A 26,668-nucleotide genomic window follows, 5' to 3' on the forward strand; every position below is an offset into this window, starting at 1 on the left:
TCGTACGCCCCTGGCTCGTACGCCTCCGGCCCGTGCGCCCCTGGTTCGTACGCCCCACAGAGGTCATCCCCACAGAGGTCATCCCCACAGAGGTCATCCCCACAGTGGCCGTCCCCCGCGGCTGCCGTTGCCGCCCTCCGGCGCCGCGATCACTCCCGTACGGCCGTGGCCTTGAAGAACGTGTAGTGGAAGGTGCCGCCGGGCTCTGCGGTCCGGTGGAGTTCGGCCAGGCCGCGGTCCCAGTCGGCGGCGGTGGTGAGGCCGCTGGTCAGGGCCTCGTCGCGGACCGCGGCGACCATCGGGATGAAGGTGTTGCGGGTGAAGCCGGCCATCAGGTGGGGGCGGGTGGCGTCCGCGTAGACGGTGCGCGGGTGGACGGTGACGCCGGCGTACCCGGCGGCGGTCAGCAGCGGCTGGAGCGCGCGGCCCAGCAGGGCGTTGCCGCCGCCGGCCGCCTGGAGGCTGACCAGGTGCCCGACGGCGGCCCGCGCGGCGGCGCCGTCCGGGTGGAAGAACGCCGAACCGTGGTCGCCCTCGATCACCGTCAGCGTGCCGCCGGGCCGCAGTACGCGGCGCAGCCCGGCCAGCGCGCGCTGCGGGGCGCGCAGGTGCTCAAGGACGAAGCAGACGAAGACGTGGTCGAACGACGCGTCCGGGAACGGCAGGGCGAACAGGTCCGCCCGACACCACTGCACCGCCGCCCCCGGCGCCTGCCCGCGCACCCGCTCCCTGGCCTGCGCGAGCGATGCGGCGCTGTGGTCGACGGCCACGATCCGCGCCCCCGGGCTGCCCGCCACCAGGTGCACGGTCTGTGCCCCCACCCCACAGCCCACTTCGAGCACGCGGCTGCCGGCCGGGTACGCCGTGCCCGCGTGCAGCAGGGCGGCCAGGGTGTCCGCCTGGTCGCCGAGGCGCTTCGCCTCCTGGCCGGAGTAGCCGTGTACGTAGCTGGCCGGGGCCGGGGCGGGGGGTGTGGCGGTCGTGCCGGGCCGCGGGTGCGGCCGGGCTGCCGGCTGGGCCGGGGCTGGCGACCGGGCCGGCTGGTGCGCGGCTGGGGCTGGGACTGGTGTCGGCGGCCGAGCCGGCTGGTGTGTGCGTGGCGGGTGCGGCGTGTGGGCGGGTTGGTCCATGGGGGCAGCTTGCCGGCTGCGGCGGGCGGTTGACCATGGGGGCGCGGGCTGGCCCGTGGCGCGGGCGCCATCAGGCGGCGAGGGTGTCACCCAGCGGCGGGCGGGGGTGTCACCCAGCGATGGGTGCCACCCCGCGACGGATGAGGGCGCCACCCAGCGGTGGACGCCGCCCAGCGGTAGGCGCCGCCCAGCGACGGGTGGGGGCGCCCCGGTGAATCACCGCACGATCACGCTCACCGAAGCCGTCACGCCGACCGCCACGATCACGCCGCGCAGCACCGCGGGCGAGAGCTTGCGGCCGATCCGGGCGCCGATCAGGCCGCCGAGCGTCGAACCGGCGGCGACCACGGCAGCCGCCGCCCACGACACGTCCGCGACGATGATGAACACCACGGCGGCGACCGCGTTGACCGTACAGCTCAGCACGTTCTTGACGGCGTTCAGACGTTGCAGGTCCTCGTCGAGGAAGGCCCCGAACAGGCCCATCATCAACACACCCTGTGCCGCCCCGAAGTACCCGCCGTACACGCCCGTACCGAGCACGCCGCACCACACGGGCAGGCCGCCGTCAGCGTGCTTCCTGCTGTCCTTGCGGCTGCTCAGCCAGCGGTTGAGGCGCGGTTGGAGGAGGACCAGGGCGCAGGCGGTGAGGATGAGCACCGGGAGCACGGCGTCGAAGGTCGACGCGGGCAGTTTGAGCAGCAGCAGGGCGCCGGTGAGCCCGCCGATCAGCGAGGCGGCGGCGAACCGCAGCACCCGCGACCGCTGGCCGCGCAGCTCGCGCCGGTAGCCGTAGGCGGCGCTCGCCGAGCCCGGCACCAGGCCGATGTTGTTGGAGACGTTGGCGATCACCGGCGGATAGCCGAACGCCAACAGGGTGGGAAAGGTGATCAACGTGCCGGACCCGACGACCGCGTTCATGCCCCCGGCCACGACGCCGGCGGCTCCGATGGCCACCGCCTCCAGCGCTTCCACGGCTCACCTTCCGTCTCCTCGCGGCACCGGCGGCCCCGGCCCCTGTCGGACCCGGCGTGACCGGCCCCGCCAGAGATCGTCTGCCGCGCCACAGGCCCCGTCAATCCTCGACTTTGCTTGCGGGGGTCCCAGCGGGGGCTTGGTGCTCGACTGAGACGGACGGGGCGACGGGCGCGCGCCCGCGGCGGGGTGTGGGCCCGCGATGGTGGGGGCCCGCGGTGGTGGGCGCGTCGCCAGCGGCGGGCGGACCTACTCCACCCGCTGCTCCACCCCCATCGCACCGACCACTGCCCCGGCGCTGGTGCCGGCCCCGCCCTCCGAAGAAGTACGGGCCCCCGCGACCCCCGCCCCACTCTCCGTACGGGCACGGGGCAGGGCCCGGGAACCCCCCTCGGCCCCCTCGGCCCCCGCAGCCCCCGCGGCCCGCTCGCCCCGCTGCCGGGCGGCGGTCCGGACCGTGGCCACGCTGTCCGTGGCGACCTGCGCGTACTCCGCCAACCTGCGGGTCAGCCCGGAGACCTCCACGCACAGCGTCTCGTACTCGATCATCTCGTCGGGCGTCCACGGCTCGCTCTTGTCGGCCAGCCGCTCCGTACGGGTCTTGGCGACCAACGTGGCGTCGATGGCGTCGAGCGCGGCGTGCAGCCGCACCAGGACGTCGCCGGGCGTGTCCATCAGCAGGATGCCGAGTTGCTCGGCCGTGGGCAGGGCGGGCACCTGGTGGTCGGCCCAGCAGTCGCCCCACAGCCGGTGCCTGCGGGCCTCGGGCATACCGTCCTCGTAGACCGTGACCTGCCCGTACGCGTCCCGCCCGATGCGCACCCCGCTACGGACGGCGAGGTCGGTGACCATCTCGCGCAGGCCGTCGCCGTTGTCGTGCATGTGGGCGCCGAGTTCGATGAGTTGGCGGGAGCGGTCGGCGACCGGGGGCAGGTGGGCGAGGCCCTCCTCGTCCATGGCGACCTCGGGGTTGGCCGCCGTGATCCGGAACTCGTGGGGCGACGCCTGACAGGCGGCCGTCACCAGCGCGACCGTGGCGGCATCGGCCCACCAGGCGACGAAGGCGCGGGCGGTCTGCTGGTGCCGGCGCGCGGAACGCGCCGCCAGCCCCGCACGCGCGGAGGCAAGCGCCGCCGAAGGCTCGTAGACGCTGCGTCCCTCGGCCCGCTGCGCGACCATTAACTCCTCGTCCAGGCAGTGCAGTTCGGACTCCCGCTGCTCCTCGGCCTCGGCCTCGGCGACCAGCGCGAGGGCCGCCGAACGCAGGTCCCCGAGCAGCGCGTCCACGGCCTCCGGATCCAACGCGGCCCGCACCCGAGGCGCCTCGGCGATGTGCTGGGAGTCATGCGGAGCGGGACCTTGCACGGGAAGCACCTCCGGTCAGCGGAACCAGCCACCAGGTTCACCACCGCGCCAAGCTAGGCCCCACCCCCCACCCCGAGCACCCCCCAGCCCCCGCACTCACCCGTACGGAGGAAACGCCTGGCCGGCGGGGCGTGCGGGGGTGTGCAGGGTGCTGCTGGTGTGGGGGGTGGGGTGGGTGTGGGGCGTACGGGATCGGCGTGGTGCGGACGACTGCGTGTCACGTTCAACGCGCGGGGGAGCGGGGAGATCCCCGGGGCCGCCCGTTACGGGGTTGCGCACCGACTGTGCGGCACCGAAAGCCCCCGGACTCCCGCCCCCGCCCCCCGCCGGGCCCCCTACACCAACCCCACCAACCCCCCGTACTCCTCACTCCACAAGTCCTCATCGCCCTCCGGCAGGATGAGGACGCGGTCCGGGCGGAGGGCCGTGAGGGCTTGGGGGTCGTGGGTGACCATGACGATCGCGCCGGGGTAGGTGGCGACGGCGGTCAGGACCTCGTCGCGGGAGGCGGGGTCCAGGTTGTTCGTCGGCTCGTCCAGGAGGAGGACGTTGGCGCCGGAGTGGACCAGGCCGGCCAGCGCCAGCCGGGTCTTCTCGCCGCCCGAGAGCACCCCGGCCGGCTTGTCCGCGTCGTCCCCCGCGAACAGGAACGAGCCGAGTACGCGCCGTACTTCGCCGTCCGTGAGCTGCGGCGCGGCCTCCGCCAGGTTCTCCCGTACGGTGCGGGCACCGTCCAACGTGTCGTGCTCCTGCGCGAAGTAGCCAAGGCGCAGGCCCTGGCCGCGCACGACGCGGCCCGCGTCGGGGGTCTCGCGCCCCGCGAGCAGCCGCAGCAGCGTCGTCTTGCCCGCGCCGTTCAGGCCCAGCACGACCAGCCGGCTGCCGCGGTCCACGGCCAGGTCCACGCCGGTCAGCACCCGGTGGTCGCCGTACGACTTGGTCAGGCTGACCGCCCCCAGCGGTGTACGGCCGCACGGCGCCGGCGTCGGCAGCCGGAACCTGGCCACCTTCTCCTGCCGCCGCGCCGGCCGCGTCTCGGCCAGCATGCGGTCGGCGCGGCGCGCCATGTTCTTCGCGGCCACCGCCGTCGACACCCGCGCCCGCATCGCGTCCGCCTGCGCGTGCAGCGCCGCCGCCTTGCGCTCGGCGTTCGCCCGCTCCCGGGCGCGCCGCCGCTCGGCCGCCGCCTGCTGCGTGAGGTACGTGCGCCAGTCGGTGTTGTGCACGGTCAGCGTGGCGCTCGCGGCGTCCAGGTGGAAGACGCGGTTCACCGTGTCGGCCACCAACTCCGTGTCGTGGCTGATCAGTACGAGTCCGCCCGGGTACGCGGCCAGGTACGACCGCAGCCAGCCGACCGAGTCCGCGTCCAGGTGGTTGGTCGGCTCGTCCAGCAGCAGCGTGCCCTGCCGGCCGAACAGGATGCGGGCCAGCTCGACGCGGCGCCGCTGCCCGCCCGACAGGTCGCCGACCGGCTGGTGCAGGACGCGTTCGGGCAGCCCGAGCCCGGCCGTCACCCGCGCGGCCTCGGCCTCGGCCGCGTACCCGCCGCACGCCTGGAACTCGGCCTCGGCCCGCGCGTACGCGTCCATCGCCCGCTGCTGCGCCTGCGCGCCGGCCGCATCGGCCATGGCCTGCTCGGCGGCGCGCAGCGCGCGCACGGCGACGTCCATGCCGCGGGCGGCGAGCACCCGGTCGACGACGCTGGTGGCCGGGTCGGCGGCGCGCGGGTCCTGCGGGAGGTAGCCGACGGGGCCGGTACGGGTGATGGCGCCGGCGCCGGGCCGGCCCTGCCCGGCGAGCAGCGCGAGCAGCGTGGACTTGCCGGCGCCGTTACGGCCGACCAGGCCGATGCGGTCGCCGGGTGCGATGTGGAGGCAGACGCCGGCCAGCAGGAGGCGGGCGCCTGCGCGTACGTCGAGGTCGCGAACGGTGATCACGGGAGAACGCTCCGGATAAGCAGAAGGACACACGGGTGGCGTGGAAGCGTGTCCTTGAGCTAGGAAATCCGGGGCGTCTGCATGGGCTCAGGGTAGGGAGGGGTCGGTGGGGGTGCATCTGGTTTTCGGGCGGACCGGGGAGCGGCTCGGTGGGGGCCGGTGCGCGGGCGCCCGTTGGGAGGGGCTTGCTCCCCCCGCCCCGCGCCCCACCCCTCACCCGCCCCCCAGTCCCCCCTCTCGCCCCCGGCCCCCCGCAGGCAGCGCGCAAGCCAACACCGCCACCGTCGCGCACAGCCCTGCGATGGTGAGGAACGCGCGCTCGTAGCCGGCGATCGGGGACGCGGTCGTGCTGGCCACGCTGACCAGGGCCGCGAGGCCGAACGCTCCGCCGACCTGGCGGGCCGTGTTCATCAGGCCGGAGGCGGCGCCGGCGGCGGCCGAGGGGACCCCCGAGGTGACCGTGTTGGTGATGGGCGTGATCAGCAGGCCCATCCCGGTGGACATCACCAGCGCCGGGCCGAGCAACCCGGCGACGTAACTGCTGTCCGCGCCCAGCCGGCTCTGCCACAGGAAGCCGCCCGCGGCCAGTACCGCCGCCAGGGTGATCAGCGTCCGCGCGCCGAGCGCCCGCATGGCGTACGGGGCGAGGCGGGCCGCCACCACGCCGGCCAGGGTGTGCGGGAGGAAGCCGAGGCCGGTGGCCAGCGGGCCGTAGCCGAGTACGTCCTGCATGGCCAGCGACAGGAAGTACCACATCGGCAGGAAGCACGCGCCGGCCAACAGCATCACCGCGTTGCCGACCCGTACCGTCCGCAGCCGCAGCAGGCCGCGCGGGATCAGCGGGTCGTCGGCCGTGGCCTCCACCCAGCACAGGCCCGCCAGCGCCAGCACGCCGCCGGCCAGGCCGAACAGGGTGGGCAGCCCCGTCCAACCCTGCTTCTCCGCCTGCGTCACCCCGTACACGAGCCCGGTGACGCCGGCGGTGGCCAGCACGGCGCCCGGTACGTCGAGGCGGCGGGCGGCGGTGCGGAGCCGGTCGGCGGGCAGCAGGCGTACCGCGAGGACGCCGGTGACCAGCCCGATCGGGGCGTTGATCAGCAGCGTCCAACGCCAGGAGAGCGTCTGGGTGAGGACTCCGCCGACCAGGTTGCCGGCCGCGCCGCCGGCGGAGCTGACGGCGGTCCAGGTGGCCAGGGCGTGCGTGCGGCCCTCGCCCTCCGCGAAGGTGGTGGTGAGGATGGTGAGCGTGGCGGGCGCCAGGATCGCGGCGCCCAGGCCCTGGAGGGCGCGCATGGCGATCAGCGTGCCGGGCGCGTTGGCGAGCCCGCCGGCGAGCCCGGCCAGCGAGAACACCGCGAGGCCGACGAGGAAGACCCGCCGCCGCCCGTACAGGTCCGCCAACCGCCCCCCGAGCAGCAACAACCCGGCGAAGGCGATCGCGTACGCGCCGACCACCCACTGGAGGCCGACCGCGTCGAAACCGAGGGCCGCCTGCATCGACGGCAGGGCGACGTTCACCACCGACACGTCGAGGATGACCATGAACTGCGCGGCGCAGACGAGGGCCAGGACGGTGCCGCGGCGGGGTGATGCGGCACCGGTACGGGGGTGCGGGGCCCGGCCGCCGGTGGCGGTACCGGCGTCACCGGTGGTGCCACCGTCGGCGTCACCCGCACCGTCACCCGCACCAGCCCGCCGCCGCGGCTCCCCCGCCTCGTGGTCCGCCATGCGGAGCCTCCCAACCCGCTGTCCGCCCTCGTCCCCTCCAGCATCTGCCTTACGGGTGCCCGGCGCCGGCGGGTTGTGCAGTTGGTTCGGCGGTTGGAGGCGTGGGGAGCCGCCCGCCCCGACGAACCACCGCACCGGTCCGCCCCACTGGTTCGCCCCATCAGTCCGCCCCGGCGGCCCACCCCATCAGCCCACCCCGGCGGCGCTCCCGCCCGCACTCCGGTATACGTCGAGAGAAGCCGTACGCCGCACCCGTACGCGCATCCGCGTACGCATCCACGTACGCGCACACCTGGCCGGCCAGCCCCACAGCCCCACAGGCCGCGCCGCCCACCGCCCCACCCGCGCAGCCCCTGCCACCCCAAGGACGCCCCGTGGCCCTGCACGAAGCCAAGGACCCGCACGCGGAGGACCCGTTCACCGACGTCTTCGCCACGCCGTTGAGCTCGCACGTGTTGCCCAAGCACCGGATGCCGGACGATCACGCGCCGCCCGAGGTGGTGTACGCGCTGCTCCACAACGAGCTGTTGCTCGACGGGAACGCGGCGCAGAACCTGGCGACCTTCTGCACCACCTGGTCGGAGGACCAGGTGCACCGGCTGATGAACGACTGCATCGACAAGAACATGATCGACAAGGACGAGTACCCGCAGACCGCCGAGATCGAGGCGCGCTGCGTGAACATCCTGGCCGATCTGTGGCACGCGCCCGCGGCTGCGGGCAGCGCGAAGGGGGCGCGCGGCGCGCACGGCGGGGCGGGGCCGACGGACGGCGCGACCGGCGCCGTAGGCTGCTCGGCCACCGGTTCCAGCGAGGCCGCGATGCTCGGCGGACTCGCGCTGAAGTGGCGGTGGCGCAAGCGCCGGGAGGCCGCGGGCCTGCCGACCGACCGGCCCAACCTCGTCGCCGGGCCCGTACAGATCTGTTGGGAGAAGTTCGCCCGCTACTTCGACGTCGAGCTGCGGCAGGTGCCGTTGGAGGCGGGGGCGACCGGGATGCAGCCGCACCAGCTCGCGGAGTACGTGGACGAGAACACGATCGGGGTCGTCGCGATCCTCGGCGTCACCTTCACCTGCGACTACGAGCCGGTCGCCGCCATCGCCGCGGAGCTGGACCGGATCGAGGCCGAGCGCGGCTGGCACGTTCCCATCCACGTGGACGCGGCCAGCGGCGGCTTCATCGCCCCGTTCCTCCACCCGGACCTGGTCTGGGACTTCCGCCTGGAGCGGGTCGCCTCGATCAACGCTTCCGGGCACAAGTACGGGCTGGCGCCGCTGGGTGTCGGTTGGGCGATCTGGCGGGACGCGGCGGCGCTACCGGCCGAATTGATCTTCAAGGTGGACTACCTCGGCGGCCAGATACCCACCTTCGCCCTCAACTTTTCACGCCCCGGTGGCGAGATCATCGCCCAGTACTACGCATTCCTACGGCTCGGCCGCTCCGGCTACCGCCGCGTCCAACAGGCGTGTGCCGACACCGCGCAGTACCTCGCGGGACAGGTGGCCGAGATGGGCCCGTTCACCCTCCTCTACGACGGCAAGGGCGCGCTGCCGGCCGTCTCGTACACGCTCACCGATCCGCAGGGCTCCCCGTTCAGCCTGTACGACCTATCCGACCAACTCCGCTTGCGCGGCTGGCAGGTACCGGCTTATCCGCTGCCGGCTGACCGCCACGACACGCTGATCCAGCGGGTGCTGATCCGGCACGGGGTCGGCCGCGACCAGATCGCCCTGCTCGCCGACGACATGCGCCGCTCCATCAAGCGCCTGGCAGCCGGCCCACCCACCGACGCGGAACGTACGGGGTTCCATCACTGAGCGGTGCGGGGCGGTTGCTTGCCCGTGGGCGCAGGGTTACTCCGGGGCTCGGCTGTACCGCCGGAGTACCGCTTTGCTGGTGGACGGGTCGACGAGGCGGAGTTCCCAGGGCCCGGTGTTGACGTCGAAGTCCTTCCCGAACCCGACCCACTTGCCGGCCATGCGGCGGCCCGTAGGCTCCACCAGCAGTTGGACGGCGCCGTGGTAGCGGGCGCCCCGGTAGTAACCCTCGGACGCGGTCTGTTCGGACCAACTGCCGGTCACCACCGAAGCGTCGACCGTGAGGTCGAGCGAGAGCGGACTGTCGGGATTGCTGCTCGCCCCGGGGAGGCTCCGGGCCGTCAGCCGGTCACCCGTCTGCACGATCACCACGTAGTGCTTGCCCTCGAAGGTGTCCGCCCGCCCCGACGAGTAGAACTCGTACCGCGACAACCACACACCGCCGTATGGGCCTACGGCGTGGTTGGCCGGAGCGGGGGCCCACTCGACGGGTTCGTCGCCGTTGGAGCTGCGGCTCGACTTGATCCATTCATCGGCCATGAGGCGCGACCCTTCTGGTTGGGGGTCACTCAAATCTGCTACAGCGCAGGTGAGTTGAGCTAGTACGCCAAAGCCCCCGACCGGTTGGGAGCGCGGTCGGGGGCCTGTCGTGCGGGGCGGCGGGGTCAGGCGTTGAAGTCGCCGGCCTTTACGCCTGCGACGAACGCGGTCCATGCGGTGGTGCCGAACGCGAGGGCTGGGCCCTGGGGGTTCTTGCTGTCGCGGACGGGCACGGTGCCGGTCGCAGCCACCTGCGCGGGCGCCCACTCGATGCACTGCCCCCCGTTGGAGCCGCTGTAGCTCGACTTGACCCATCGAATGCCTGTCATGTCTCGTACTCCTTCGCGAGGTTGCTGATGATCTCTAGTGAAGCATCGGGCGCCAGGGCGTGCGCCCGCAACCGTTCGTACGCTTCCACTGTCTTTTCGACCGCCGGGCCCTCAGTGAACAGCCGCCCGCCGACAACGTCGTCCATGTGCGTCGCCAACTCACCGGTGGCCGAGCGGAGGATCGTGAAGGCGGCGATGTGCGCCGCGTGTGCTCCCGCTGTAAAAGGAAGAACCTGAATGTCCATGGCGGGATGTTTCGCGATGCTCGTCAGGGATTCGAGCTGACTCGCCATGACGTCTGGTCCACCTACGACGGTTCTCAGGCACGATTCATGGAGGATAAGCCACGTCGTCGGGGCGTTGGGGCGCGCCAGAGTGCTTTGCCGCAGCATTCGCTTCGCAACCTCGCGTTCGATCTCCTCGTCTGTGGCTCGCGGGAAGCCGGCGCGGAAGATCGCGCGCGCGTACTCGGGAGTCTGCACCAACCCCATGAGTGTGGCGGTTGAGAAGTCCATGATCGCTTCCGCTTCCGCTTCCCGCCGTAGGTACGGGATGAACCAGCTCGGTGCCGAAGACTCATCCAGCCGCGCTAGCAAGCTCACGTACAGGCCGTTCGTGCCGAACACTCGGTCGAGACCTTCGGCGAACTTCCGGCTGGGCATGAGTACCCCGGCTTCGACCTTGGAGACGTAGGACTCCGAGTAGCCGGTGGCCTTACCCAGCGCTTTCTGCGTGATCTTGCGACCCTCCCGCACCTTACGTACGTCGTGACCGAAGTGTTCGAGTGGGCTCAAGGTCAACTGAGGGCTCGTGTCATCCATGCGCGTGACCTCCTATTTCTCTCGCCGGTCTTCGGCTCACCCCTTGAGGGAACTGAATTCAAGCTCACCGTTAGGCGGGTTGCAGGCGTTTGCTGGTGAGAGGCAATTGATTGGCCGGCAAGGGATGGATCTGCGATCAGAGTTGAGCAGTTCTTGCCTTGAGGGGCGCGCTCTTGAGCGATACGCCCTGCCGACCAAGCCTCCGCCAGTGCAGGACCAAGTAACTAGCCACCGTGTGGTGGGGAGGCCAAGTCCATGGAACATCTGATGAGGTTGCGCGTATATCGCCGCCGCCCAGGCGAAAGCGGGCCACCCGACCCGGAAGCCACGGTCGTCACCGTGACCTCCGTCGACAGCGACCAGACATGTGCCGACGCCTTCCGCGAGGTGGTAACCGGCGCCTGGCCGCCCTGCCGCTGCCCGAAGCACCGCAACCAGCCCACCTCCACGCCCAATCCGACACCCACATCCAGCCTCAACCCCGCGCCGAACGGGGACGCTTGATGGACGGCACCCACCGCGTACTCGTCATGGGCACCCCCCTCCGCTTCTTCCTCAGCTTCGGTGAGGACGGCACGTGGTCTCCCGTGACGGACGTCGAGTTCCACGACGCGTACCAGGAGTCGATGTTCGACCCCGAAGCCCTGCGCAGCAACGTCCTGTGCCCCAACCGGCACCGCGTCGAGTACGAGACCGTCGAAGGCTGGTGCTGGACCGACGGCCGGGCCGCGTACGGACTCATCACCCTCGACGACCGCGCGCCCCAATCCTGCGCCGGACTGCAAACCCTCACCCACGGAAGCGAAGCCGCGTGAAACTCGTACACCCCCTCAACGCCCCCCACTCACCCAACCCCCACCGCGAAATCTGGGTCTTCCTCCTCATCCGCTGCCCGGTCGAAAACCCCAAGTACTTCGCACCCCTTGGCATGTGGCCCCGCGTACTCCAGGTCGTACGCGACGGCTGGAGCTGCCCACCCGGGGTGATCGTGCGGCCCGGGGAGTCGATCCCTGCCGCCGCCCGCCGCGTCGCCGACGCGCTCGGCATCACGCTGCCCAAGGAACCTGCCCTCCTCGCCGTCGATCAGCAACCCGCCATCGAGGGCGAACAAGACGAAGAACTCGCCTTCATCCTGGACGGCGGCAGCGCCCCCGAAGACGCCTTCGCGAGCCTCCCCCGCGACGAAGTCGACGTCGAATGGTCAGCGGTCGAAAACCTCGAACGCGTCGCCCTCGTCCACGCCCTCCGCACCCGCCTCCTCGCCGTCGAACCCGCCCTCCTCGTCGAAGGCATGCCCCAACCCACCAAGCGCCGCCGCGAGGGGTAGTGCGAAGACGTTCGGTCGGCTGGTGCTGCGCAGGCCGTCGCCGCGCGATGCGTATCTTCCGGCCTGCTGGTGCTGGGTGAACCGCGCCGGCTCGTGACAGTCGCCGCGGGCTGTACCCGTACCTAGCGCCACCTCGGCGCTGCGCCGCATGTGGCGGTGAGGTCGAGTTCGTCCCAGGTGAGTGGGTGGACTCGGTAGTAGGCGTTGGGCGGCTCGGGTTTGCGGTCGACGGAGATGCGGATGAGGTAGCGGGTCACCGGTTCGTCGCCGGTGACCCGCAGCAACCGCCTCGTGGTGAGCCGACAAGTAAATTCCCTGCGCGCTACGGGGTGCGGCCATCGGCGCCCCTGGGCAGATCGCTGATGGCCGGGGTGCCACCCGTCACGGCAGGCAGAAGCCGAAGCTCGGCGAACTGCCATGGGGTCTTCACGGCGAAGGTGAAGGCGGCGGGGCCCTCTCGAAGGTGGGTGAGGACGCCCAGTAACAGGGTGTGAGAGACGGCCAAGAGGGGGCCGTGGCGTCCGGCAGTGTGGTGGAGGTAGGCGGCGCAGTGGCGGGCGCGGGTGTGGAGGTCGGTGAGGCTTTCGCCGTCTTCGCAGCGTAGGGAGGGGTTGGCGATGCGGCGGGATCGCCAGGCACGGTAGGCCGGCGGGTAGGTCTCGGCGGTGCAGCCGAGGACGATGCTCGGGGCTCGCCATTCGGCGAGGAGGCCGGAGGTGGCGACGATCGGCAAGCCCGTGAGGCGCGAGACGAGGGTTGCGGTTTGGCGGGCTCGGGGGATGTGGCTGGTGACGATCGCGGTGATGCCCTCGGGGAGCGGGAGGGAACGGCGCACCTGGTCACGGCCCTCCTGCGTGAGAACAGCCTCGTACGGGGCGTGGTAGCCGGGGCGGTGGCCTTCGTAGGCGCCGTGGCGCATGAGCCAGATGTCAGCCAAGGATCCAGCCTCCGTCGACGCGCAGGGTCTGGCCGGTGATGAAGCCGGCCTCGTCGGTGGCGAGGAAGGCGACGGCCGCGGCGACGTCTTCTGGGCGGCCCCGGCGCTGGACGCACTGGCGGGCGAGTTGGCGGACGGTCATCGCCTGCGGGTCTTCGACGACGGTGTCCTCGGCGGGGACGCGGATGGAGCCGGGGGCGACGCAGTTCGCGGTGATGCCGGCGGGGCCGAGTTCGCGGGCGAGGGCGCGGGTGAGTCCTTCGAGGCCGGCCTTGGCGCTGATGTAGCCGGCGAGGTCGTGGCGGCCTGCCGTGGCGAGGACGGAGCCAATGGTGATGATCCGGCCCCAGCCGGTGGCCGTCATGGCGGGGGTGAGTTCGTGGGTGAGGAGGTAGTGGCTGGTCAGGTTGGTGGCCAGGGCGTCGTCCCAGCGAGCCGGTGTCGTCTCCCTCCATGGCCGGCGGGGGTAGGCGCCGGCGTTGCTGATCAGGATGTTGATCGGGCCGAGTGCGTCAAGGGCTTGGTGGCAGAGGGCACGTACGGCCTCGTCCTCGCGGAGGTCGGCTTTCAGAGGGACGGCCGTGCCGCCGCTGTCGGTGATGTGGGTGGCGAGTTCGGCTGCGGCCTGGTCGTCGTCGAGATGGGCGAGGACGACGGTGGCGCCGTCGGCGGCGAGGCGTCGGGCGATGGCCGAGCCGAGGCCGCCTGTGGCTCCCGTGACCAGGGCGGTACGGCCGTTCAGGGGGCCGGGCATGGCCACTCCAGTGGGCAGAAGTAGGCGGTCGGGTCGAAGGCGGGGCTCATGGCCTCGGCGAGCCGGGCGAGCAAGATGAGCCGGTCCTCGGGTGCGAGGTTGGCCAGGTTGTAGACGCCGAGGATGCGCATGGCGAGGTAGGGGCGGAGCAGGTTCGCCAGGTTCACGCCGGGCCAGAGACGGTCCGCGACTGGTTGTACGAGTTGGTTCCAGTACGCGGTCACGGCCGTTCGTCGGGGTGCCGAGAGGCGCGGGACGTAGTCGATGTGGATGGTGCTCGTGGCGTGGTCGACGTCCGCTCGCCGGATCTCGGGGGTGTTGGACGGGACGTGGTTGAAGGTGGCGGGGTGGTCGGCGAAGGCGGCGGGGTTGTACGTGGGGACGAGCCAGCCGCCGAGGGCGGAGGCGTACCAGAGGAAGTTGGCGAACTCGCCGGGGATGCTGTTCATCCCGGCGGTGTCGTAGTCGAACCAGGCGAGCGGATGGGCGAGATTGACGTCGGTGGGGTCGCCCTGGGTGAGGGCCGCCCAGACCGGCTCGGCCGTGGCGTAGTGAGCGCGCAGCCAGCGGAGTGAGGCGGCCCAATCCAGGGGGTGCCGGCGGCCGTTGATCTTCAGGGTGTAGGTGTTGAGGCGGGAGACCGGGATGTCGATGAGGCCGTCGGCGATGAGGAAGTCGTTGCCGGCGTAGTACGTGTCGAGTCGGCCGCCGGGCGCCGCGCGGTCCCAGTACAGCTTGCGGACGACATGCGCCGGACCGGCCGGCCATGCCGTCGCCAGGATGACCTCGCGGTACGCGGCCGTGAGCTCGTCCATGTGGGTGCCAAGGTCGCCGCCCGGCTCGTCCGCGTTGAGGAGGTCGAGCAGGAGGCCCTGGTCGGCGCCCCCAGGGAGGCGTTCGTACGCGAAGAGGTGCCCGCCCGGCACGCGGAAGTGGGCGTGCAGGGCGGGGATGCGGTAGTGCCGGGCCAGGCGGGCGTGGCCGCGAAACTCCTCACGGGCCTCGACCACATCGCGGGTGTACTTCAGCAGCAGCGGGCGGCCGAGGAGGTCGACGGAGCAGAGCAGGTTGCGGGTGAAGCGCCGTACCGGCCCCAGCCGAAGGAGAGGCTGGAAGATCACGACCTCACCCCGTCGAGCAGGTCGAGGCAGACCTGGGCCAGCGCGGCGGGCGGGAAGGCGTCCATGTGAATGTCCGTGTCCGGGGCGATGGCGTCGCGGACGGGGCAGAGGTCGCCCTGGTGCATGCGGTCGGACAGGTCGGTGGCGACGGCGTGGTGGTGCGGCAGGCCGGTGCGCCACTTGCTGTGGCTGTGGCGCGCGTACAAGCCGATGACGGGCGGGGAGCTTCCGTCCCGGCCTTGGGCCATTGCGGCGAGGTGGGTGAGGCCGGTGTCGTTGCCGACGATGAGATGGCAGTGCGGGAAGAGGTCGGCGAGGCCGTCGGCCGGCATCCCGTCGAGGTGGAGCACCTGCACATGGCGCCGGGGAGCCTCCGCGGTGACGCGGAGCCCGTCGCCCGGGTTGCCACCGATGAGCAGTAGCCGGGCCTGGGCCTGGTGGGTCACGGCGATGTGCTCGGCCAGGGTGATGTAGCGCTGGGCGGTGTAGTCCTTGCGTTCCGGCCAACTGGTGGCGGTGATGGCGGCGAGGGTCAGGCAGCCGAGCCAGCCCATCGAGCGCAGTTCTTCCACGAGGTTGTTCGGCCCGGTCGCGAGGGTGGGAGCGAAGGGTGCCGTGCCGGGCAGGCGGATTCCGAGGCGGCGCTCCAGGGCCAGGTAGTGGCGGGCGGGCAGGCCCGGGTGGGCACGGCCGTCGGTCGAGCAGCAGGGCGGGGTGGCCGGGTCGAGAACCAGGTTCACCGCCGCTTCGGAGCCGTGGGCCTCGATTCCCGCGCGGTCGCCGATCACGGCCCGCCGGCCGCTGGGCGCAGTGGCCTGAGGCCGCGTGGTCAGCCCGGTGCGGGCGATCAGCCCCATGTACGGACCGACCGCTCGGACAGCCACGCGAACCGACCGCAGCCGCAGCCAGTCGAGGACCGCGCGGACCCCCGACAGCGCGAGGAGGGAGTCGCCGAGCTTCCCCTCGAAGGCCACCACGACCTCGCCGCACCCGCTCAGACGGTGGACGAGTTCGGCCGAGGCGGCGAGCGGCAGCGGCGCGCCGACGGGAACGCTGTCCCGGTCGTACCCGAGCGGGGTGGTGTGGACGGCCCCGGCGGGGACGACCAGCGAACCGCGGTGGAACCGGACCCCCGCCGAAGCGACCTCTGTCACGCCGCGCCCTCGATCGTGGTGAGCGAGACCAGGGGCAGATCGAGCTCGGTGAGCAGGTCACGGGCTCCGCGGGTGGTGTCCTCCACCAGGCAGGCCGCCGCCAGCGGAACGGCGCCGGCCTCCCGGAGGCGGCGGGCGAGGTCGGCCAGGGTCCGGCCGGTGGTGATCTCGTCGTCCACGATGACGATGCGCTGGCCGGGAGCGATGCCGTACGCGAAGACATTGGTGCGCATCGCGTGGGGCTCGCTGAAACGGACCGCGCCGTCGAGGGGGAGGTGAAGCTTCCAGGCGATCTTGTACGGGAGGCGGGCGGCGCCAGCGAGGGAGACGGTCGGCAGGATGCCGCCGGCGTCCAGGCCGAGCAGGAAGTCCACGGAGGTGAGTCCGTCCGGCACCTGCGCCCGGAGTAGACGCCAGAGGCCGGCTCCGGTGCAGGCGAGAGCGTCGGGGTGGACCGGGGCCTCCAGGCCGTCCAGGGAGTGGATGACGCGCTCGCGGCGGCTCGTGGCTCCGACGCTGAGACGCTCGACGATCCGGGCGGAGAAGGACGGCAGGGTGATGGTTTCGGGCATGGCCAGGCTCCTGTCGGACGGAGAACAAGGAAGGAGAGGGAGGTCGCTCAGGCGGCGAGCTGGGCGGCGTACCAGGAGAGGAGCTGGTCGACAGCCGCGCAGACGGGCTTGAGCACGAGCTCAGCGTCGCCGTCGCGCCAGGCACTGGAGACCTCGGCCAGGGAGGGCACCGACACGACGGACAGGCCCGGCATGCAGGACGCCGCAGTCAGGATCCGGTCGGGTCCGGACTCCCACTGGTTGTGCTCACGCAGGAGGAGGCGGCAGGCAAGCACGAGGTGCTTGTAGAGCTGCCGCAGGGTGGCCGGCCCCGCGTCGGCGCGCAGGCGGCGCATGGTCAGGATGACCTGAGGAACCTCCCGGACGGCGGCGAACGCGAGCTCGTCTCGACTGCTCGTCGGCAGTTCGAAGCCGGGTGCGGTATGCAGGACGGGGCTGCCCTGCTGGAGCTGGTGAAGAACGAACTCCAGGCGCGGGGTGAGGCGCCGGGCGGTCAGTTCGCCGGGGGTGACGAGCGTGGGACCGAGGGAGGCCGCGCCGTTCAGGGCCGTCCGGTACTGCTCCAGAGCCTCGTGGACCTGGCCGATGGCCTCGTGCTCGGCGACCACGAGCAGGTCCAGGTCCGACCAGCCGGCGATCCAGTTGCCCTCTCCTGGACTGCCGGTCAGGGCGACCAGCCGTACGCCGGGGCCGTATGCCCGTACCGCGTCGGTGAAGTCGGCTGTCGCCGAGGCGACGGCGGCTGGCAGGCCTAGCCCGTACGGGGTGGCCACGCGCAGCGCCGTGGCAGTGGGCGGGGCAGCGATGCGCCGGAGGTGGGCGCGTAGCGCGACGATGCTGCTGGTGTTGTCGATCACGTGGTCGGCGAGCGCGGCCACTTGGTGGGCGCCGCGGCTCATCTTGATCTCGTCCTTCGCGGCGACGGCCTGGGCCGATGTCCCGGACCGCTCGACGCGTACGGCGAAGGAGGCGTCCAGGTAGACGGTCTGGAGCTTGTCGCCCATGAGCTGCTTGAGCTCGGCGATCGAGGCGTCGTCGTGGACGGATTCGATGGTGAACAACTTCGTGTCGACGTGGCCGTCCGCGAAGCGGTTCAGTTCGCCGAGCAGCAGTTCGGCCTGACGACGGGCCGACAGCGCGTACGGGTCCGCAAGACCCTCCCGGTGAGCCGCCTGCCGCAGCAGGAACCCGATCTTGAGGCGCTGGGCACCGCACGTGCGCTGGACGAACTCGGCGCTGGTGCTCTTGCCGCATTCGCTGAGCCCGCCGAAGGCGAGGACCCGGCGCAGACGCCGACTCGGCTTGATCTGCGCTGGGGCGTTGCCGGCCCGGCCGTACAGCTTGAAGCGGGCCGGTACGGGAAGCCGGCGGCGGCCAGCGGCAACATCGCAGACCAGCGCGTCGAGGGCGGCGCACAGTTCCTCCCGCTGACCATGGAGGGCTGGGACACGTCGACGGGCCAGCTCGTCCCGGGCCGCAGCCCGCTCGCCGTGCCAAATCCGCAGCGTCAGGACCGACAGGCGGTCGACGACGGAGGCGAGCGTCTCGGTGTGCAGCGGCGCGTCGGCGCGGCCCGCGTCCGCCAGCGAACCGAGGATCTCGTCGGCCCGCTCGGCGAGCGCGTTGCGTTCGGCGTTGAGCTGGTCGATCTCCCGCTTGCAGTCGGCGACTTGGGCGGCGGATAGTAACGCGCCGCGCACCCGGTCCTCGGTGTCCCACAGACGCCCGTTGACGGTGTGGAGCCGGGTGACGGCGTCGTCCAGGCGGCGCCGGTCCTTGTCCTGGAGCGTGGCCATGGCCCGGGACAGACCAGGTGGAAGGACCAGGGGCGGGGAGTTCTGGGTCATCGGGGACTCCCGTCGGTGGGTCGGGGGAGGCCGACGTGGCCGAGTACGTCGGCGTGGATGTCGTCCAGTGAGCGGTCCTCGCAGTCCACGACCGCGGTGTACGCGCCGTGGTCGGCTTGGTGGAGCAGGACCGCGTGCAGCGTCTTCTGGTAGGCCGGGTAGATCCCGGTCCAGGGGCGCCCCTCGCGGGCGCTGGTGATGGCGTAGCTGCGTTCGGCGTCGAGGGATGGCAGCAGGAGGATCGAGGTCTCCGGTGCCGTGGCTCGCGAACCTGCGATGCCCGCCACGGTGTTGAACGCCTCGCCGACCGTCAGCCCGTCCTTGACCGCGCAGGTCGCGGTGGCTACGGCGAGGAGCATGGGCAGGCCCCGGTCGAGCAGCCCCGTGCGCCCGGCCTCATGGGCGGAGGCCCGCTTGGCGTGGCCGGCGAGCAGCATCTCGGTGAGCTCGACGGTCGTGGATATCTCGAACCACCACCGGGCGTAGTCGCCGGCGGCAACCCGCGCCCACGGCTCGGGGTCGTGCTCGTGGACCGCGCCCAGCGGCTGGAAGCCGTCCCAGCGCCCGGCTAGCCGCACCAGATGGGTCGTCTTGCCCACGTTGTCAGGGCCGTTGAGGCTGACGAAGTCCGGGGCCTGCGCCATAGCTCACGCCTCGCGGATCGGGGTGTCGAGGACGGAGACGATCGCGTCCGTGTTCGCGGCGATGAACTCGGCGAGCTCCGGCGGCATCAGGTTCAGCTCGCGAACGGCCCGGGCGGTGAAGGGCACCCGGACCGCCTCGTACCCGCCCCGCTCCGGCTTGGCGAACTCCGTCCCCGTCCGTGTGGCCAGGTCCATGGACTCCAGGCGCGCGGCGAAGATGTGCTGGACTCCGATGCCACCCTCCAACTCGTCGGTGATCAGGTGGACGAGCTCGGCGCGCTCCAGCTTGCCGCCCAGTTCCTCGAACACCTCGCGGTGCAGGGCCGCCTCGATGGTCGCGTCGTCCGCCTCGACCCCTCCGCCGACGGTTACCCAGTACGGTTCCCTGCCGGGCTTGGTGCGCTTGATGAGGACGAGTTCGTCGCCGTCGAGGAGGATGGCGCGGGCGTTGCGCTTGACGATGTCGGTCATGCCGTTTGCTCCTTCTGATCTGGAACCGGAGAGAACCAGCCGAGGGGCACTTTTCGACGGTCACCACTTTCCCCGGCTCGCGAATACAGCATGGTGCACACTGGTCGCGGAGCGTGACGCACGGGTGCTGCAACAGTGCTGCAGCGATGCCGAACGGGGTTGGCCACACTGGTCGCTTCGGCGTCCCACCAGTGGCGGACAGGGGGGACGACGGTGGTCACGGTGCAGCGATGGTCCGGCCGGGAAGCTCGCCTGCTACGCGACGCCCTGCGCATGAGCCTGCGGGACTTCGCCGCCTACTTGGGTGTCAGCGACCGCACCGTGTCGAACTGGGAGGGTGGTGGGGCGAGTTACCAGCCTCGCGCCGAATCCCAGGCCGTACTCGACACCGCGCTTGACCGCGCGTCGAACGACGCGCAGGCGCGGTTCGCGGCGGCGCTGGGAACGAACGACGCCGCGCCGCCCGGCACAGGCCGGATCGAAGTCGACTCCCACAAGTTCCTGCCGGTCTTCATCGGCATCGAGTGCGCCAGCCGGCTCCGCGCACACATGACTCCGAGCGCGGACGACCAGTGGCTGGAGTCCTCCTCAGCCCGCGTCGGCCACCCCGAAGCACTGGACTGCGTCCTGCACGTCTTCGCGTGCGGGGTCGCCGTTTTCCACCTCGTCCAACCGCACGAGCCCGCCGCGCTCACCGACCTCGCCGTCTGGCGTTACCGCTCGTACGCCTGCGACCTGCCCTGGGCACGGGACGAACTCCGTGACCTCCTGGGCGAGGACCACGGCAGCGTCCCCAACCCCGAGTACGTCCTGTCCCTGTACTGGCTCACCTCGGGCCCCTGGGCCGGCCATGCCTACGACACCGCCCTGCGCCTCTTGTCCACTCCCTCTGTTCTGGTCGACCGCGGCGCTCCTGGCGGGCCCGCGCCTCTGGGTGGCACGGTCGAGGAGTCGCTACTCGCCACCGGCTTCGACCACCCTGACATCGTGTCCTTCGGCGTACGAGGAGTCTCCACCGCCTACGCCGGCTGGTCCGGCGTCGCCTACGCCTCCCATTCCCGTGAGCGCAGCCTCACCATCGACGAACTGGTCAGCTGCGAACTGGCCGTCCAGGCCCTGTGGTGCTTCACCCGCCAGATCCAGCAGATGATCGAGGACGGTCGGGACCCTTCCATGCCCGAGCAGTACGGCTGGCGCTTCCTGCGAGCCGCCTCCTCCCGCCTCACCACCGCCCGGGCCCAGGAGACCGCTCAGCACGTCCTGATGCGGGAGGCCATCATGAAGACCAGCGGACTGGCCGAGCGGCTGCGCGCCGCACAGGACGCTCTACGCGAGAGCGTCGACTGAACACACGGGGCAGGAGAGACAACGGATGGACATCGGCAACGCCGCGCTGGTCGTGATCGACATGCAGAACGGCTTCGTCAACCACCACAGCCGCCACGCCGTGCCCGCGGTCTCCAACCTGATCGCCCAGTGGTCCACCGCCGGCCGACCCGTGATCTTCACCCGGTACTTCAACTACCCGGACAGCCCCTATGAGCGCTTCTTCCAGTGGCACCGGCTCCAAGAGGCGCCCGAGACCGACATCGTCCCCGAACTCACCGAGGCTGCCGCCCACGCACACGCGATCGTCGACAAGACCGGGTACACGCTCCTCACCCCAGAAGCCTCCGGACTGATCCGCCGGGCCGCCTGGACCGACCTCGTCTTCTGCGGGATCGCCACCGAGAGCTGTGTCCTGAAGTCCGCAGCCGACGCCTTCGAGCACGGCTACGCACCCTGGATCGTCACCGACGCCTGCGCCAGCGACGCCGGCCCCGACGTCCACGACGCCGGCCTCCTCGTCGCCCGCCGCTTGATCGGAACCGGCCAACTCGTCACCAGCGACCACGTGATCGACCAACTCACTGCGTACGCCGGGGCCCCGGTGTTGGAATAGCCCCATGGCCGACACGCTGTACGACACCGATCTGATCATCATCGGCGGCGGCCCGGCCGGCTGCGCCGCCGCCCGCATGGCCGCCAGCGTCGGCATGCACTCGATCCTGGTCGAGCCGGACCGGCTGTGCCGGAACCTCTACCGGATCCCGGCCCTGAACAACGTCCTCGGCGGTTACACCAGCGGCCCCGAGCTCGCCGACTCCATCGTCGCGGAGCTGAAGAGCACGGAGCTGTGCCGCCTCGAACTCGGCCGACGCGTCACCGCACTCCACGCTGACGACGACGGAGTGAGCGCCACGGTGGACACCGACACCCGCCTCGCCGCCCCCTACGCGATCGTCGCCACCGGGGTCGGCCCCCTCCAGCCCCGGGACGTGGCCTGGACCACCGCCCCCGACGGCCTGGCCCTGCCCCCGCTCTGGGAGGCCGGGGCGGACGACGCCGAAGGTCGGACCCTCCTCGTCCTCGGCGGCGACCGCCCGATCGGCACCTTCCTGCGCGCCCACCCGACCACCGACACCCGCCTGCTCGTGGCGTACCCGGAGACCGACGCGTACAAGACCGAGGAGATCCGCGAGGACCCCCGAGTCACCCTCCTCCCCGTCGAGCACCTGACGCTGACCTGCGGAGAAGGCGCCCAGGTATCAGCGGAAGCGGTGGGCCAGGGCGGCGTCCGGCGGACGGTCACGGCGGACACCGTCTACCTCAGCATCGGCAACGCGCCCACCGCCCCACCCGGAGAGCTGGCCCGTGGTGCGGACGGATACTGCCCGCCCACCGACCAGCACCCCCGCATCATCGTGGCCGGCGATCTCCGCTCCGCCCGCTTCCAACGGATCATGACCGCTCTGGGCTCCGGCAGCGAGGCCGCGCTGCACGCTTACTACGCGACTCGGGGACTATCTGCCAGGGAATGACCGCGTCAGCGCCGTACGGCGGCGCAGGAGGGCGTTCAGGGGCACAGGAACACTCCCAGCCTGCCGCCGCATCCCTGCCATTGGCACTGCGGTCTCCGCGCCCCGTCCAGGGGTGAGCCAGCGCCCCGCCGTGGACCCACCTCGGCGAGGGCGCTGTTCTTTTCCACACCCCGCGTAGCCCGCTTGACGCGCAGTCGCCCCACCCCGCCGACACCCACCAACCCCCACCCCGCTCGACGCGCAGTCGCCCTCACCCCAGAAGTCCCGTGTCCGCACTCTGGCGCGCCGCCGTCCCCCGCCTTACCTTGACCGCGGTGGGAGATCCCCATCGTTCGACTTGCCATGTCCATGTCCGAAAATCTCAGGTCACGAGGTGAGTCTTGTCCTTCCGTCGTCCGCGCGTGCGTCGCGTACTCGGTGATCGGGGCGGTCGTTCCGCGCCCGGTATTCCCTCCATATCCGACTCTGACCACTCGCCCGGCCCGCGGCCGGCGGCGACCCGTGGCGGTGCGCCCGGTGCGCTTGGCGCACCCCGTGCGCTCCGCACACCCCGCGGACTGCGGCGGGCCCGGCGGCTCGGCGTCCTCGCGCTGGGGATCGGCGTGGTGGCCTCGCTGGCCGTCGGGCCCGCGGGGGCCTCGCCGGAGGCCGACGGGCACGGGCGCCCGGAGCGGCCCGCCCTCGCGCAGCCGATCGACCCGCAGAACTGGCGCAACCCGGACGACATGACCTGGTCCGAGTACCGCTCGGTGCCCGGCACCGACTGGGCCAACCCGAACGTCAAGCCCACCGACCGGACCTTCAAGGGCGCGCTGGTGCTGCTCGACTACCCCGACGAGGGGTTCTCGGTCACCCAGCCCGCGGGCAAGGCCAAGTTCGGCAACCCGGTGCCGGACGCCTCCAACGTGCCGCGCGCCAAGGTGCCGCAGTTCTACGAGGACTTCCTCAACAAGCCCGGCAAGTTGAACCACGGCCACACCATCAACGAGTACTGGATGGAGGACTCCGGCGGCCGGGTCGGCGTGGACCTGACGGCCTTCGGGGTCTACAAGATGCCGCACAAGTCGTACCAGTACGGCATCGAGCCGGGCATGAACCCGGGTGCCTGTCCGGTGGGCGACACCTGCGGCAAGGACATCCGCGCGGACGGCAAGCGCGCCTGGATCGCGGACGTGGGCGCCGACCGGCCGAAGGACTTCGACTTCGTCTTCTTCCTGACCGCCGGCGTCGACGAGTCGTCCGCCTGGCAGGAGTTCGGGCAGATGAAGTTCGCCGACCCGAAGACCGTACCGGCCGCCTGGGGCCCGCCGAAGCCCACCGCCGACGGCAGCAACGCGGCCAAGACGCGGTACGTGCCGTGGACGTCCTGGCAGGCCGCCGCCCGGATCTGGCCGAACGCCGCGGACGGCTCCTCCACCCAGGCCGAGAGCTCGGGCATGGCGGTCTTCGCGCACGAACTCAGCCACATCCTGGGCATCGCCGACAACTACAACAACCCGTACGGCAAGCCGCTCAGCCGCTCGTACACCGGCATCTGGGGGATGCTCTCGCGGGGCTCGTTCAACGGTCCCGGCGGCCCGCACACCCGGTGGCAGACGCCGGCCACCGCGGGCGCCTCGATGGGCGCCCACCACGTGCTGCGCGACAAGCTCAAGCTCGGCATCGTCGGCGAGAACAACGTGCTGCGGCTGGACCGGGACGCGCTCAAGGGCTCCGGGCTCGTGGTCGCCAAGGTCACAGCCCGCTCCGCGCCGCCCGGTGCGAAGGGGCTGACCGGCGTCAACATCACCATGGGCCGCGACCTCTCGCCCGAGTGCGACCGCGCCACCGACCCGCTGTGCGACGGCGGCGGCTACCAGAACTACACCGTCGAGGTCGTGGACCGGATGGGCATGGACTCCTTCACGCCCGACAACGGCGTGATGTTCAGCAAGACGAAGAACGCGGACCGCGCGCCCTTCGCCTGGGTCGTCGACGCGCACCCCGAGGACATCGACATGGTGGACTTCAAGCGCCCCGACGGCACCGAGCAGAAAATCACCATGGGCGACTACCGGCAGCTCAGCGACGCCCTGTTCCACGCGGGCGCCGACTCGGGCAGCTCGTACGAGTACGTGGACAAGGCCAACCGGCTGCACTTCTACGTGCTCGACATCGAACGCGACAAGGCCGGCGTCCTGTCGTACACGGTCGGCGTCCGCTCCCTGGACGGCGCCGGGCGGCAGGCCCGTGGGCTCGACCTGGACCGCGGCGCCTCGCGCGGCAAGCCGATGAAGCAGCGCGCCGTGTGCACCTTCCCGCTGACCAACACGGGCAGCGGCACCGCGGACGCCGCAGGTCACCCCGAGGACGTCAGCGCCTACCTGGACTCCGACGTCTACCGGCTGTCGGCCAAGGCGACCGGGCGCGGCTGGAAGGCATGGCTGCCCAACCGCCTCGCGACCGCGACCGCCGGCTCCTCCGTACCGGTCGACGTCGCCGTCACGGCCGACCGCGGCGCCGCACCGCGCGGCGAGATCACCCTCACGGCCCGCTCCGAGAGCGACCCGAGCAAGACCGCACAGGCGACGTGCACGTTGCACAAGTCCGGGCACTGAGGCGGCTGCCCGCGTTGCGGGCCGAGGCCGGCGCCGTGGGCTGTGGCGCGGGTTGATCGCTGCGGCGTGGGTCCACCTCCGCGGAACGGGCCGAGGCGTCCCGCGGGGTGACTTCTGAGGTGCGCCGCCGCCCGTACCGGCCAGCCCAGCTTCTGGGTCGGTACGGACGGCGGCGCCGAACGGGCCCCGGCATGGGCCCGCTTCCCGGCGTGGGTCTGGTTCCGAGGTGGGCTCGCTCCTGGTGCGGGCCCGCTCCTGGCGTGGGCTCGCCCTGGCGGGGGCTCGCTCCCGGCGTGGGTTCCGCCCGCGGTGGGTGGCTCGGCTCGTTTGGGCTGGCCGGTGAGCTTGCCCGTGCGGGGCGCTTGCCCGCGCGCTTGGAGGCTGCTGGCCTACGGGCAGGCCCTGGGCTAGGGGGCGTCGCCCGGGGCCCGTTCCCGTGCGGGACCTCGTAGATCCCGTACGGGGGACGGGTTCGGTACGGAAGCCGGGGTCGGCACCGGAGCCGGGCCCTCCGCACCCGCGTCCGTATCCCCACCCGTATCCGTATCCCCACCCGCATCCTCACCCGCACCCGCATCCCCACCCGTTTCCGGCTGCCCCGCGGCCACCCGGTGGGCCAGTTCTGACAGGCCGAGTGCGATCAGTGCGAGTGCCGCCGCGACGAAGCCGAGGCTGTCCGCGCCGCCGAGCGAGACGCCGAGGCCGCCGACGCCGCCGGCCAGGGCGATCGCCAGGTACAGGATCGAGGCGTGCAGCGACACCAACACCGCGGCCAGCGGCGGGTTCAGGCCGATCAACCGGTGCTGCTGCGGCGCGCTCATGCTGAACCCGGCAACGGCCAGTACGCCGACGTACCCGATCGAGGCCGCGAACGAACCGGTCACCAACGGCAGCGCCAACATGCACACCAGGACCCACACCAGACACAGCGCCATCACGACGCGCCCACCGACCCGGTCGGTGAGGACGCCGGCGGCGTAGCTCCCCACGATGGCGACCGCGCCGAAGGTGAACATCAGCACGGCCACCTTCCCACCGGCCCCGCCGGTCGCCGGCTCGAAGACCTCGGCGATGTAGGTGTACAGGACGTAGACCGAGGTGAACGCCACCATCGTGGTGAGCAGGGTGACCAGCACGCGGCGGTCGGCGAGCGGTACGAGCCGGCTGCGCAGCCCCTCCGGCGGTGGCGTGCTGATCTCCCGCGGCACCCCCGCCACGAGGCCGGCGATGCCCACCACGGCCAGCGCGGCCACGAACCACATGGTCGCCCGCCAGCCGAAGGCGCTGCCGAACGCGGTGCCGAGCGGCGCGCCGAAGGCCGTCGCGGCCGTGAAGCCGGTCAACACGGTGGCGATCGCCCGCCCGCGCCGCTCCGGCGGCACCAGCGCCGCCGCCGTCGCCGCGGCCACCGGTACGAACAGGCCGGTGCCGCCGGCCGCCACCGCCTGCGCCACGAGCAGCAGCCCGAAGGTCGGCGCGAGGGCCGCGCCGACCGTCCCCACCAGGTAAATCACCGCGGCGGACAGCAGCGTGAGCCGGCGCGACCAGGCCGCGGTCACCGTCGCGAGCACCGGTCCGAGCAGGGCGCAGGCCAGCGCGTACACCGTCACCACCTGGCCCGCGGTCGGCAGCGACACATGGAGCCCGTCGCGCAGTTGCGGCAACATGCCGGCCAGCACGAACTCGTTGGTCGCCACCGCGAACACCCCGAACCCGAGCAGCGGCACGCTCCACCACGCGG

Annotated in this window: 25 protein-coding genes and 1 pseudogene; 8 read left to right on the top strand and 18 right to left on the bottom strand. The window is 71.9% G+C overall.

Annotated elements, in window-relative coordinates; genetic code table 11:
• Positions 1 to 149: 149 nt before the first annotated feature.
• From ACMA1D_RS15805 to ACMA1D_RS15825, 5 genes are all read right to left on the bottom strand, one after another.
• Positions 150 to 1,130, bottom strand: coding sequence for a methyltransferase domain-containing protein (locus ACMA1D_RS15805; protein WP_414724604.1), 981 nt, complete (start codon positions 1,128 to 1,130; stop codon positions 150 to 152).
• A 216-nt stretch (positions 1,131 to 1,346) separates the two neighbouring features.
• Entirely contained in the window at positions 1,347 to 2,105 is a 759-nt protein-coding gene (locus tag ACMA1D_RS15810) for a sulfite exporter TauE/SafE family protein (protein ID WP_414724605.1), read from the bottom strand.
• A 249-nt stretch (positions 2,106 to 2,354) separates the two neighbouring features.
• Positions 2,355 to 3,470, bottom strand: coding sequence for a hypothetical protein (locus ACMA1D_RS15815; RefSeq protein ID WP_414724606.1), 1,116 nt, complete (start codon positions 3,468 to 3,470; stop codon positions 2,355 to 2,357).
• 335 nt (positions 3,471 to 3,805) lie between these two features.
• The gene (locus ACMA1D_RS15820; RefSeq protein WP_414724607.1) at positions 3,806 to 5,407 is read right to left on the bottom strand and encodes an ABC-F family ATP-binding cassette domain-containing protein; all 1,602 of its coding nucleotides are present in this window, start codon (positions 5,405 to 5,407) and stop codon (positions 3,806 to 3,808) included.
• 213 nt (positions 5,408 to 5,620) lie between these two features.
• Positions 5,621 to 7,135, bottom strand: coding sequence for an MFS transporter (locus ACMA1D_RS15825; protein WP_414724608.1), 1,515 nt, complete (start codon positions 7,133 to 7,135; stop codon positions 5,621 to 5,623).
• Between the two features lie 374 nt (positions 7,136 to 7,509).
• Between ACMA1D_RS15825 and ACMA1D_RS15830 the strand changes: the two genes are divergently transcribed.
• Positions 7,510 to 8,952, top strand: coding sequence for a glutamate decarboxylase (locus ACMA1D_RS15830; RefSeq protein WP_414724609.1), 1,443 nt, complete (start codon positions 7,510 to 7,512; stop codon positions 8,950 to 8,952).
• Between the two features lie 36 nt (positions 8,953 to 8,988).
• Here ACMA1D_RS15830 and ACMA1D_RS15835 read toward each other — a convergent pair.
• The 3 genes and pseudogenes from ACMA1D_RS15835 to ACMA1D_RS15845 form a co-directional block, all read right to left on the bottom strand.
• Positions 8,989 to 9,399: pseudogene (locus ACMA1D_RS15835) on the bottom strand (XRE family transcriptional regulator); the annotation flags it as partial.
• 218 nt (positions 9,400 to 9,617) lie between these two features.
• On the bottom strand, positions 9,618 to 9,821 hold the full coding sequence (locus tag ACMA1D_RS15840) for a DUF397 domain-containing protein (protein ID WP_414724610.1): 204 nt from the start codon (positions 9,819 to 9,821) through the stop codon (positions 9,618 to 9,620).
• Positions 9,818 to 10,642 (bottom strand): helix-turn-helix domain-containing protein, encoded by an 825-nt coding sequence (locus ACMA1D_RS15845; RefSeq protein WP_414724611.1) that lies wholly within the window; start codon positions 10,640 to 10,642, stop codon positions 9,818 to 9,820. Before ACMA1D_RS15845 ends, ACMA1D_RS15840 begins: the two co-directional genes overlap by 4 nt.
• 339 nt (positions 10,643 to 10,981) lie before the next feature.
• On the opposite strand from ACMA1D_RS15845, the gene ACMA1D_RS15850 reads away from it, so the two are divergent.
• Genes ACMA1D_RS15850 through ACMA1D_RS15860 form a run of 3 tightly spaced genes read left to right on the top strand, consistent with a single transcriptional unit; the run spans position 10,982 to position 11,969 of the window.
• Positions 10,982 to 11,146 carry a hypothetical protein gene (locus ACMA1D_RS15850; RefSeq protein ID WP_414724612.1) on the top strand — a complete coding sequence of 55 codons (165 nt, stop codon included), beginning with the start codon at positions 10,982 to 10,984 and terminating at the stop codon, positions 11,144 to 11,146.
• Positions 11,146 to 11,457 (top strand): hypothetical protein, encoded by a 312-nt coding sequence (locus tag ACMA1D_RS15855; protein WP_414724613.1) that lies wholly within the window; start codon positions 11,146 to 11,148, stop codon positions 11,455 to 11,457. Before ACMA1D_RS15850 ends, ACMA1D_RS15855 begins: the two co-directional genes overlap by 1 nt.
• A complete protein-coding gene (locus tag ACMA1D_RS15860; RefSeq protein ID WP_414724614.1) occupies positions 11,454 to 11,969 on the top strand; it encodes a hypothetical protein in 516 nt (171 codons plus the stop codon). The genes ACMA1D_RS15855 and ACMA1D_RS15860 overlap by 4 nt, the downstream gene beginning before the upstream one ends.
• Positions 11,970 to 12,091: 122 nt before the next feature.
• On the opposite strand, the gene ACMA1D_RS15865 is transcribed toward ACMA1D_RS15860, so the two are convergent.
• Genes ACMA1D_RS15865 through ACMA1D_RS15905 form a run of 9 tightly spaced genes read right to left on the bottom strand, consistent with a single transcriptional unit; the run spans position 12,092 to position 19,469 of the window.
• Positions 12,092 to 12,253, bottom strand: coding sequence for a hypothetical protein (locus tag ACMA1D_RS15865; RefSeq protein ID WP_414724615.1), 162 nt, complete (start codon positions 12,251 to 12,253; stop codon positions 12,092 to 12,094).
• A gap of 38 nt (positions 12,254 to 12,291) precedes the next feature.
• A complete protein-coding gene (locus ACMA1D_RS15870; protein WP_414724616.1) occupies positions 12,292 to 12,906 on the bottom strand; it encodes a histidine phosphatase family protein in 615 nt (204 codons plus the stop codon).
• Entirely contained in the window at positions 12,899 to 13,660 is a 762-nt protein-coding gene (locus tag ACMA1D_RS15875; protein WP_414724617.1) for an SDR family NAD(P)-dependent oxidoreductase, read from the bottom strand. Before ACMA1D_RS15875 ends, ACMA1D_RS15870 begins: the two co-directional genes overlap by 8 nt.
• The gene (locus ACMA1D_RS15880; protein ID WP_414724618.1) at positions 13,645 to 14,781 is read right to left on the bottom strand and encodes a hypothetical protein; all 1,137 of its coding nucleotides are present in this window, start codon (positions 14,779 to 14,781) and stop codon (positions 13,645 to 13,647) included. The genes ACMA1D_RS15875 and ACMA1D_RS15880 overlap by 16 nt, the downstream gene beginning before the upstream one ends.
• A complete protein-coding gene (locus ACMA1D_RS15885) occupies positions 14,778 to 15,935 on the bottom strand; it encodes a glycosyltransferase family 9 protein (RefSeq protein WP_414724619.1) in 1,158 nt (385 codons plus the stop codon). The genes ACMA1D_RS15880 and ACMA1D_RS15885 overlap by 4 nt, the downstream gene beginning before the upstream one ends.
• Complete coding sequence (locus tag ACMA1D_RS15890; protein WP_414724620.1) at positions 15,932 to 16,507, bottom strand: phosphoribosyltransferase family protein; 576 nt, start codon at positions 16,505 to 16,507, stop codon at positions 15,932 to 15,934. The genes ACMA1D_RS15885 and ACMA1D_RS15890 overlap by 4 nt, the downstream gene beginning before the upstream one ends.
• Before the next feature lie 47 nt (positions 16,508 to 16,554).
• Complete coding sequence (locus ACMA1D_RS15895; protein WP_414724621.1) at positions 16,555 to 18,354, bottom strand: DUF4254 domain-containing protein; 1,800 nt, start codon at positions 18,352 to 18,354, stop codon at positions 16,555 to 16,557.
• On the bottom strand, positions 18,351 to 18,998 hold the full coding sequence (locus tag ACMA1D_RS15900; RefSeq protein WP_414724622.1) for a hypothetical protein: 648 nt from the start codon (positions 18,996 to 18,998) through the stop codon (positions 18,351 to 18,353). Before ACMA1D_RS15900 ends, ACMA1D_RS15895 begins: the two co-directional genes overlap by 4 nt.
• 3 nt (positions 18,999 to 19,001) lie before the next feature.
• Positions 19,002 to 19,469 carry an NUDIX hydrolase gene (locus ACMA1D_RS15905; protein ID WP_414724623.1) on the bottom strand — a complete coding sequence of 156 codons (468 nt, stop codon included), beginning with the start codon at positions 19,467 to 19,469 and terminating at the stop codon, positions 19,002 to 19,004.
• Positions 19,470 to 19,742: 273 nt separating this feature from the next.
• Between ACMA1D_RS15905 and ACMA1D_RS15910 the strand changes: the two genes are divergently transcribed.
• From ACMA1D_RS15910 to ACMA1D_RS15925, 4 genes are all read left to right on the top strand, one after another.
• Positions 19,743 to 20,816: a helix-turn-helix domain-containing protein gene (locus ACMA1D_RS15910; protein ID WP_414724650.1), complete on the top strand. Its 1,074-nt coding sequence runs from the start codon at positions 19,743 to 19,745 to the stop codon at positions 20,814 to 20,816.
• Between the two features lie 25 nt (positions 20,817 to 20,841).
• Positions 20,842 to 21,411 (top strand): cysteine hydrolase, encoded by a 570-nt coding sequence (locus tag ACMA1D_RS15915; RefSeq protein ID WP_414724624.1) that lies wholly within the window; start codon positions 20,842 to 20,844, stop codon positions 21,409 to 21,411.
• 4 nt (positions 21,412 to 21,415) lie between these two features.
• Complete coding sequence (locus ACMA1D_RS15920) at positions 21,416 to 22,330, top strand: FAD-dependent oxidoreductase (RefSeq protein ID WP_414724625.1); 915 nt, start codon at positions 21,416 to 21,418, stop codon at positions 22,328 to 22,330.
• A 602-nt stretch (positions 22,331 to 22,932) separates the two neighbouring features.
• Positions 22,933 to 24,927, top strand: a complete 1,995-nt coding sequence (locus tag ACMA1D_RS15925; protein WP_414724626.1) for a M6 family metalloprotease domain-containing protein — start codon at positions 22,933 to 22,935, stop codon at positions 24,925 to 24,927.
• A 407-nt stretch (positions 24,928 to 25,334) separates the two neighbouring features.
• On the opposite strand, the gene ACMA1D_RS15930 is transcribed toward ACMA1D_RS15925, so the two are convergent.
• Positions 25,335 to 26,654, bottom strand: coding sequence for an MFS transporter (locus ACMA1D_RS15930; protein ID WP_414724627.1), 1,320 nt, complete (start codon positions 26,652 to 26,654; stop codon positions 25,335 to 25,337).
• Positions 26,655 to 26,668 lie beyond the last annotated feature (14 nt).

Origin of the sequence: Streptomyces sp. 796.1, assembly GCF_047525675.1 — a bacterium.
In the GTDB taxonomy this organism is placed as follows: Bacteria; Actinomycetota; Actinomycetes; order Streptomycetales; family Streptomycetaceae; genus Streptomyces.

Bases quoted from the DNA above. Each gene is read 5' to 3' on its own strand.
- ACMA1D_RS15900 (WP_414724622.1), bottom strand. From the start codon at position 18,998: ATGGCGCAGGCCCCGGACTTCGTCAGCCTCAACGGCCCTGACAACGTG.
- ACMA1D_RS15895 (WP_414724621.1), bottom strand. From the start codon at position 18,354: ATGACCCAGAACTCCCCGCCCCTGGTCCTTCCACCTGGTCTGTCCCGG.
- ACMA1D_RS15825 (WP_414724608.1), bottom strand. From the start codon at position 7,135: ATGGCGGACCACGAGGCGGGGGAGCCGCGGCGGCGGGCTGGTGCGGGT.
- ACMA1D_RS15875 (WP_414724617.1), bottom strand. From the start codon at position 13,660: ATGCCCGGCCCCCTGAACGGCCGTACCGCCCTGGTCACGGGAGCCACA.
- ACMA1D_RS15910 (WP_414724650.1), top strand. From the start codon at position 19,743: ATGAGCCTGCGGGACTTCGCCGCCTACTTGGGTGTCAGCGACCGCACC.
- ACMA1D_RS15920 (WP_414724625.1), top strand. From the start codon at position 21,416: ATGGCCGACACGCTGTACGACACCGATCTGATCATCATCGGCGGCGGC.
- ACMA1D_RS15855 (WP_414724613.1), top strand. From the start codon at position 11,146: ATGGACGGCACCCACCGCGTACTCGTCATGGGCACCCCCCTCCGCTTC.
- ACMA1D_RS15915 (WP_414724624.1), top strand. From the start codon at position 20,842: ATGGACATCGGCAACGCCGCGCTGGTCGTGATCGACATGCAGAACGGC.
- ACMA1D_RS15840 (WP_414724610.1), bottom strand. From the start codon at position 9,821: ATGACAGGCATTCGATGGGTCAAGTCGAGCTACAGCGGCTCCAACGGG.
- ACMA1D_RS15805 (WP_414724604.1), bottom strand. From the start codon at position 1,130: ATGGACCAACCCGCCCACACGCCGCACCCGCCACGCACACACCAGCCG.
- ACMA1D_RS15905 (WP_414724623.1), bottom strand. From the start codon at position 19,469: ATGACCGACATCGTCAAGCGCAACGCCCGCGCCATCCTCCTCGACGGC.
- ACMA1D_RS15845 (WP_414724611.1), bottom strand. From the start codon at position 10,642: ATGGATGACACGAGCCCTCAGTTGACCTTGAGCCCACTCGAACACTTC.
- ACMA1D_RS15890 (WP_414724620.1), bottom strand. From the start codon at position 16,507: ATGCCCGAAACCATCACCCTGCCGTCCTTCTCCGCCCGGATCGTCGAG.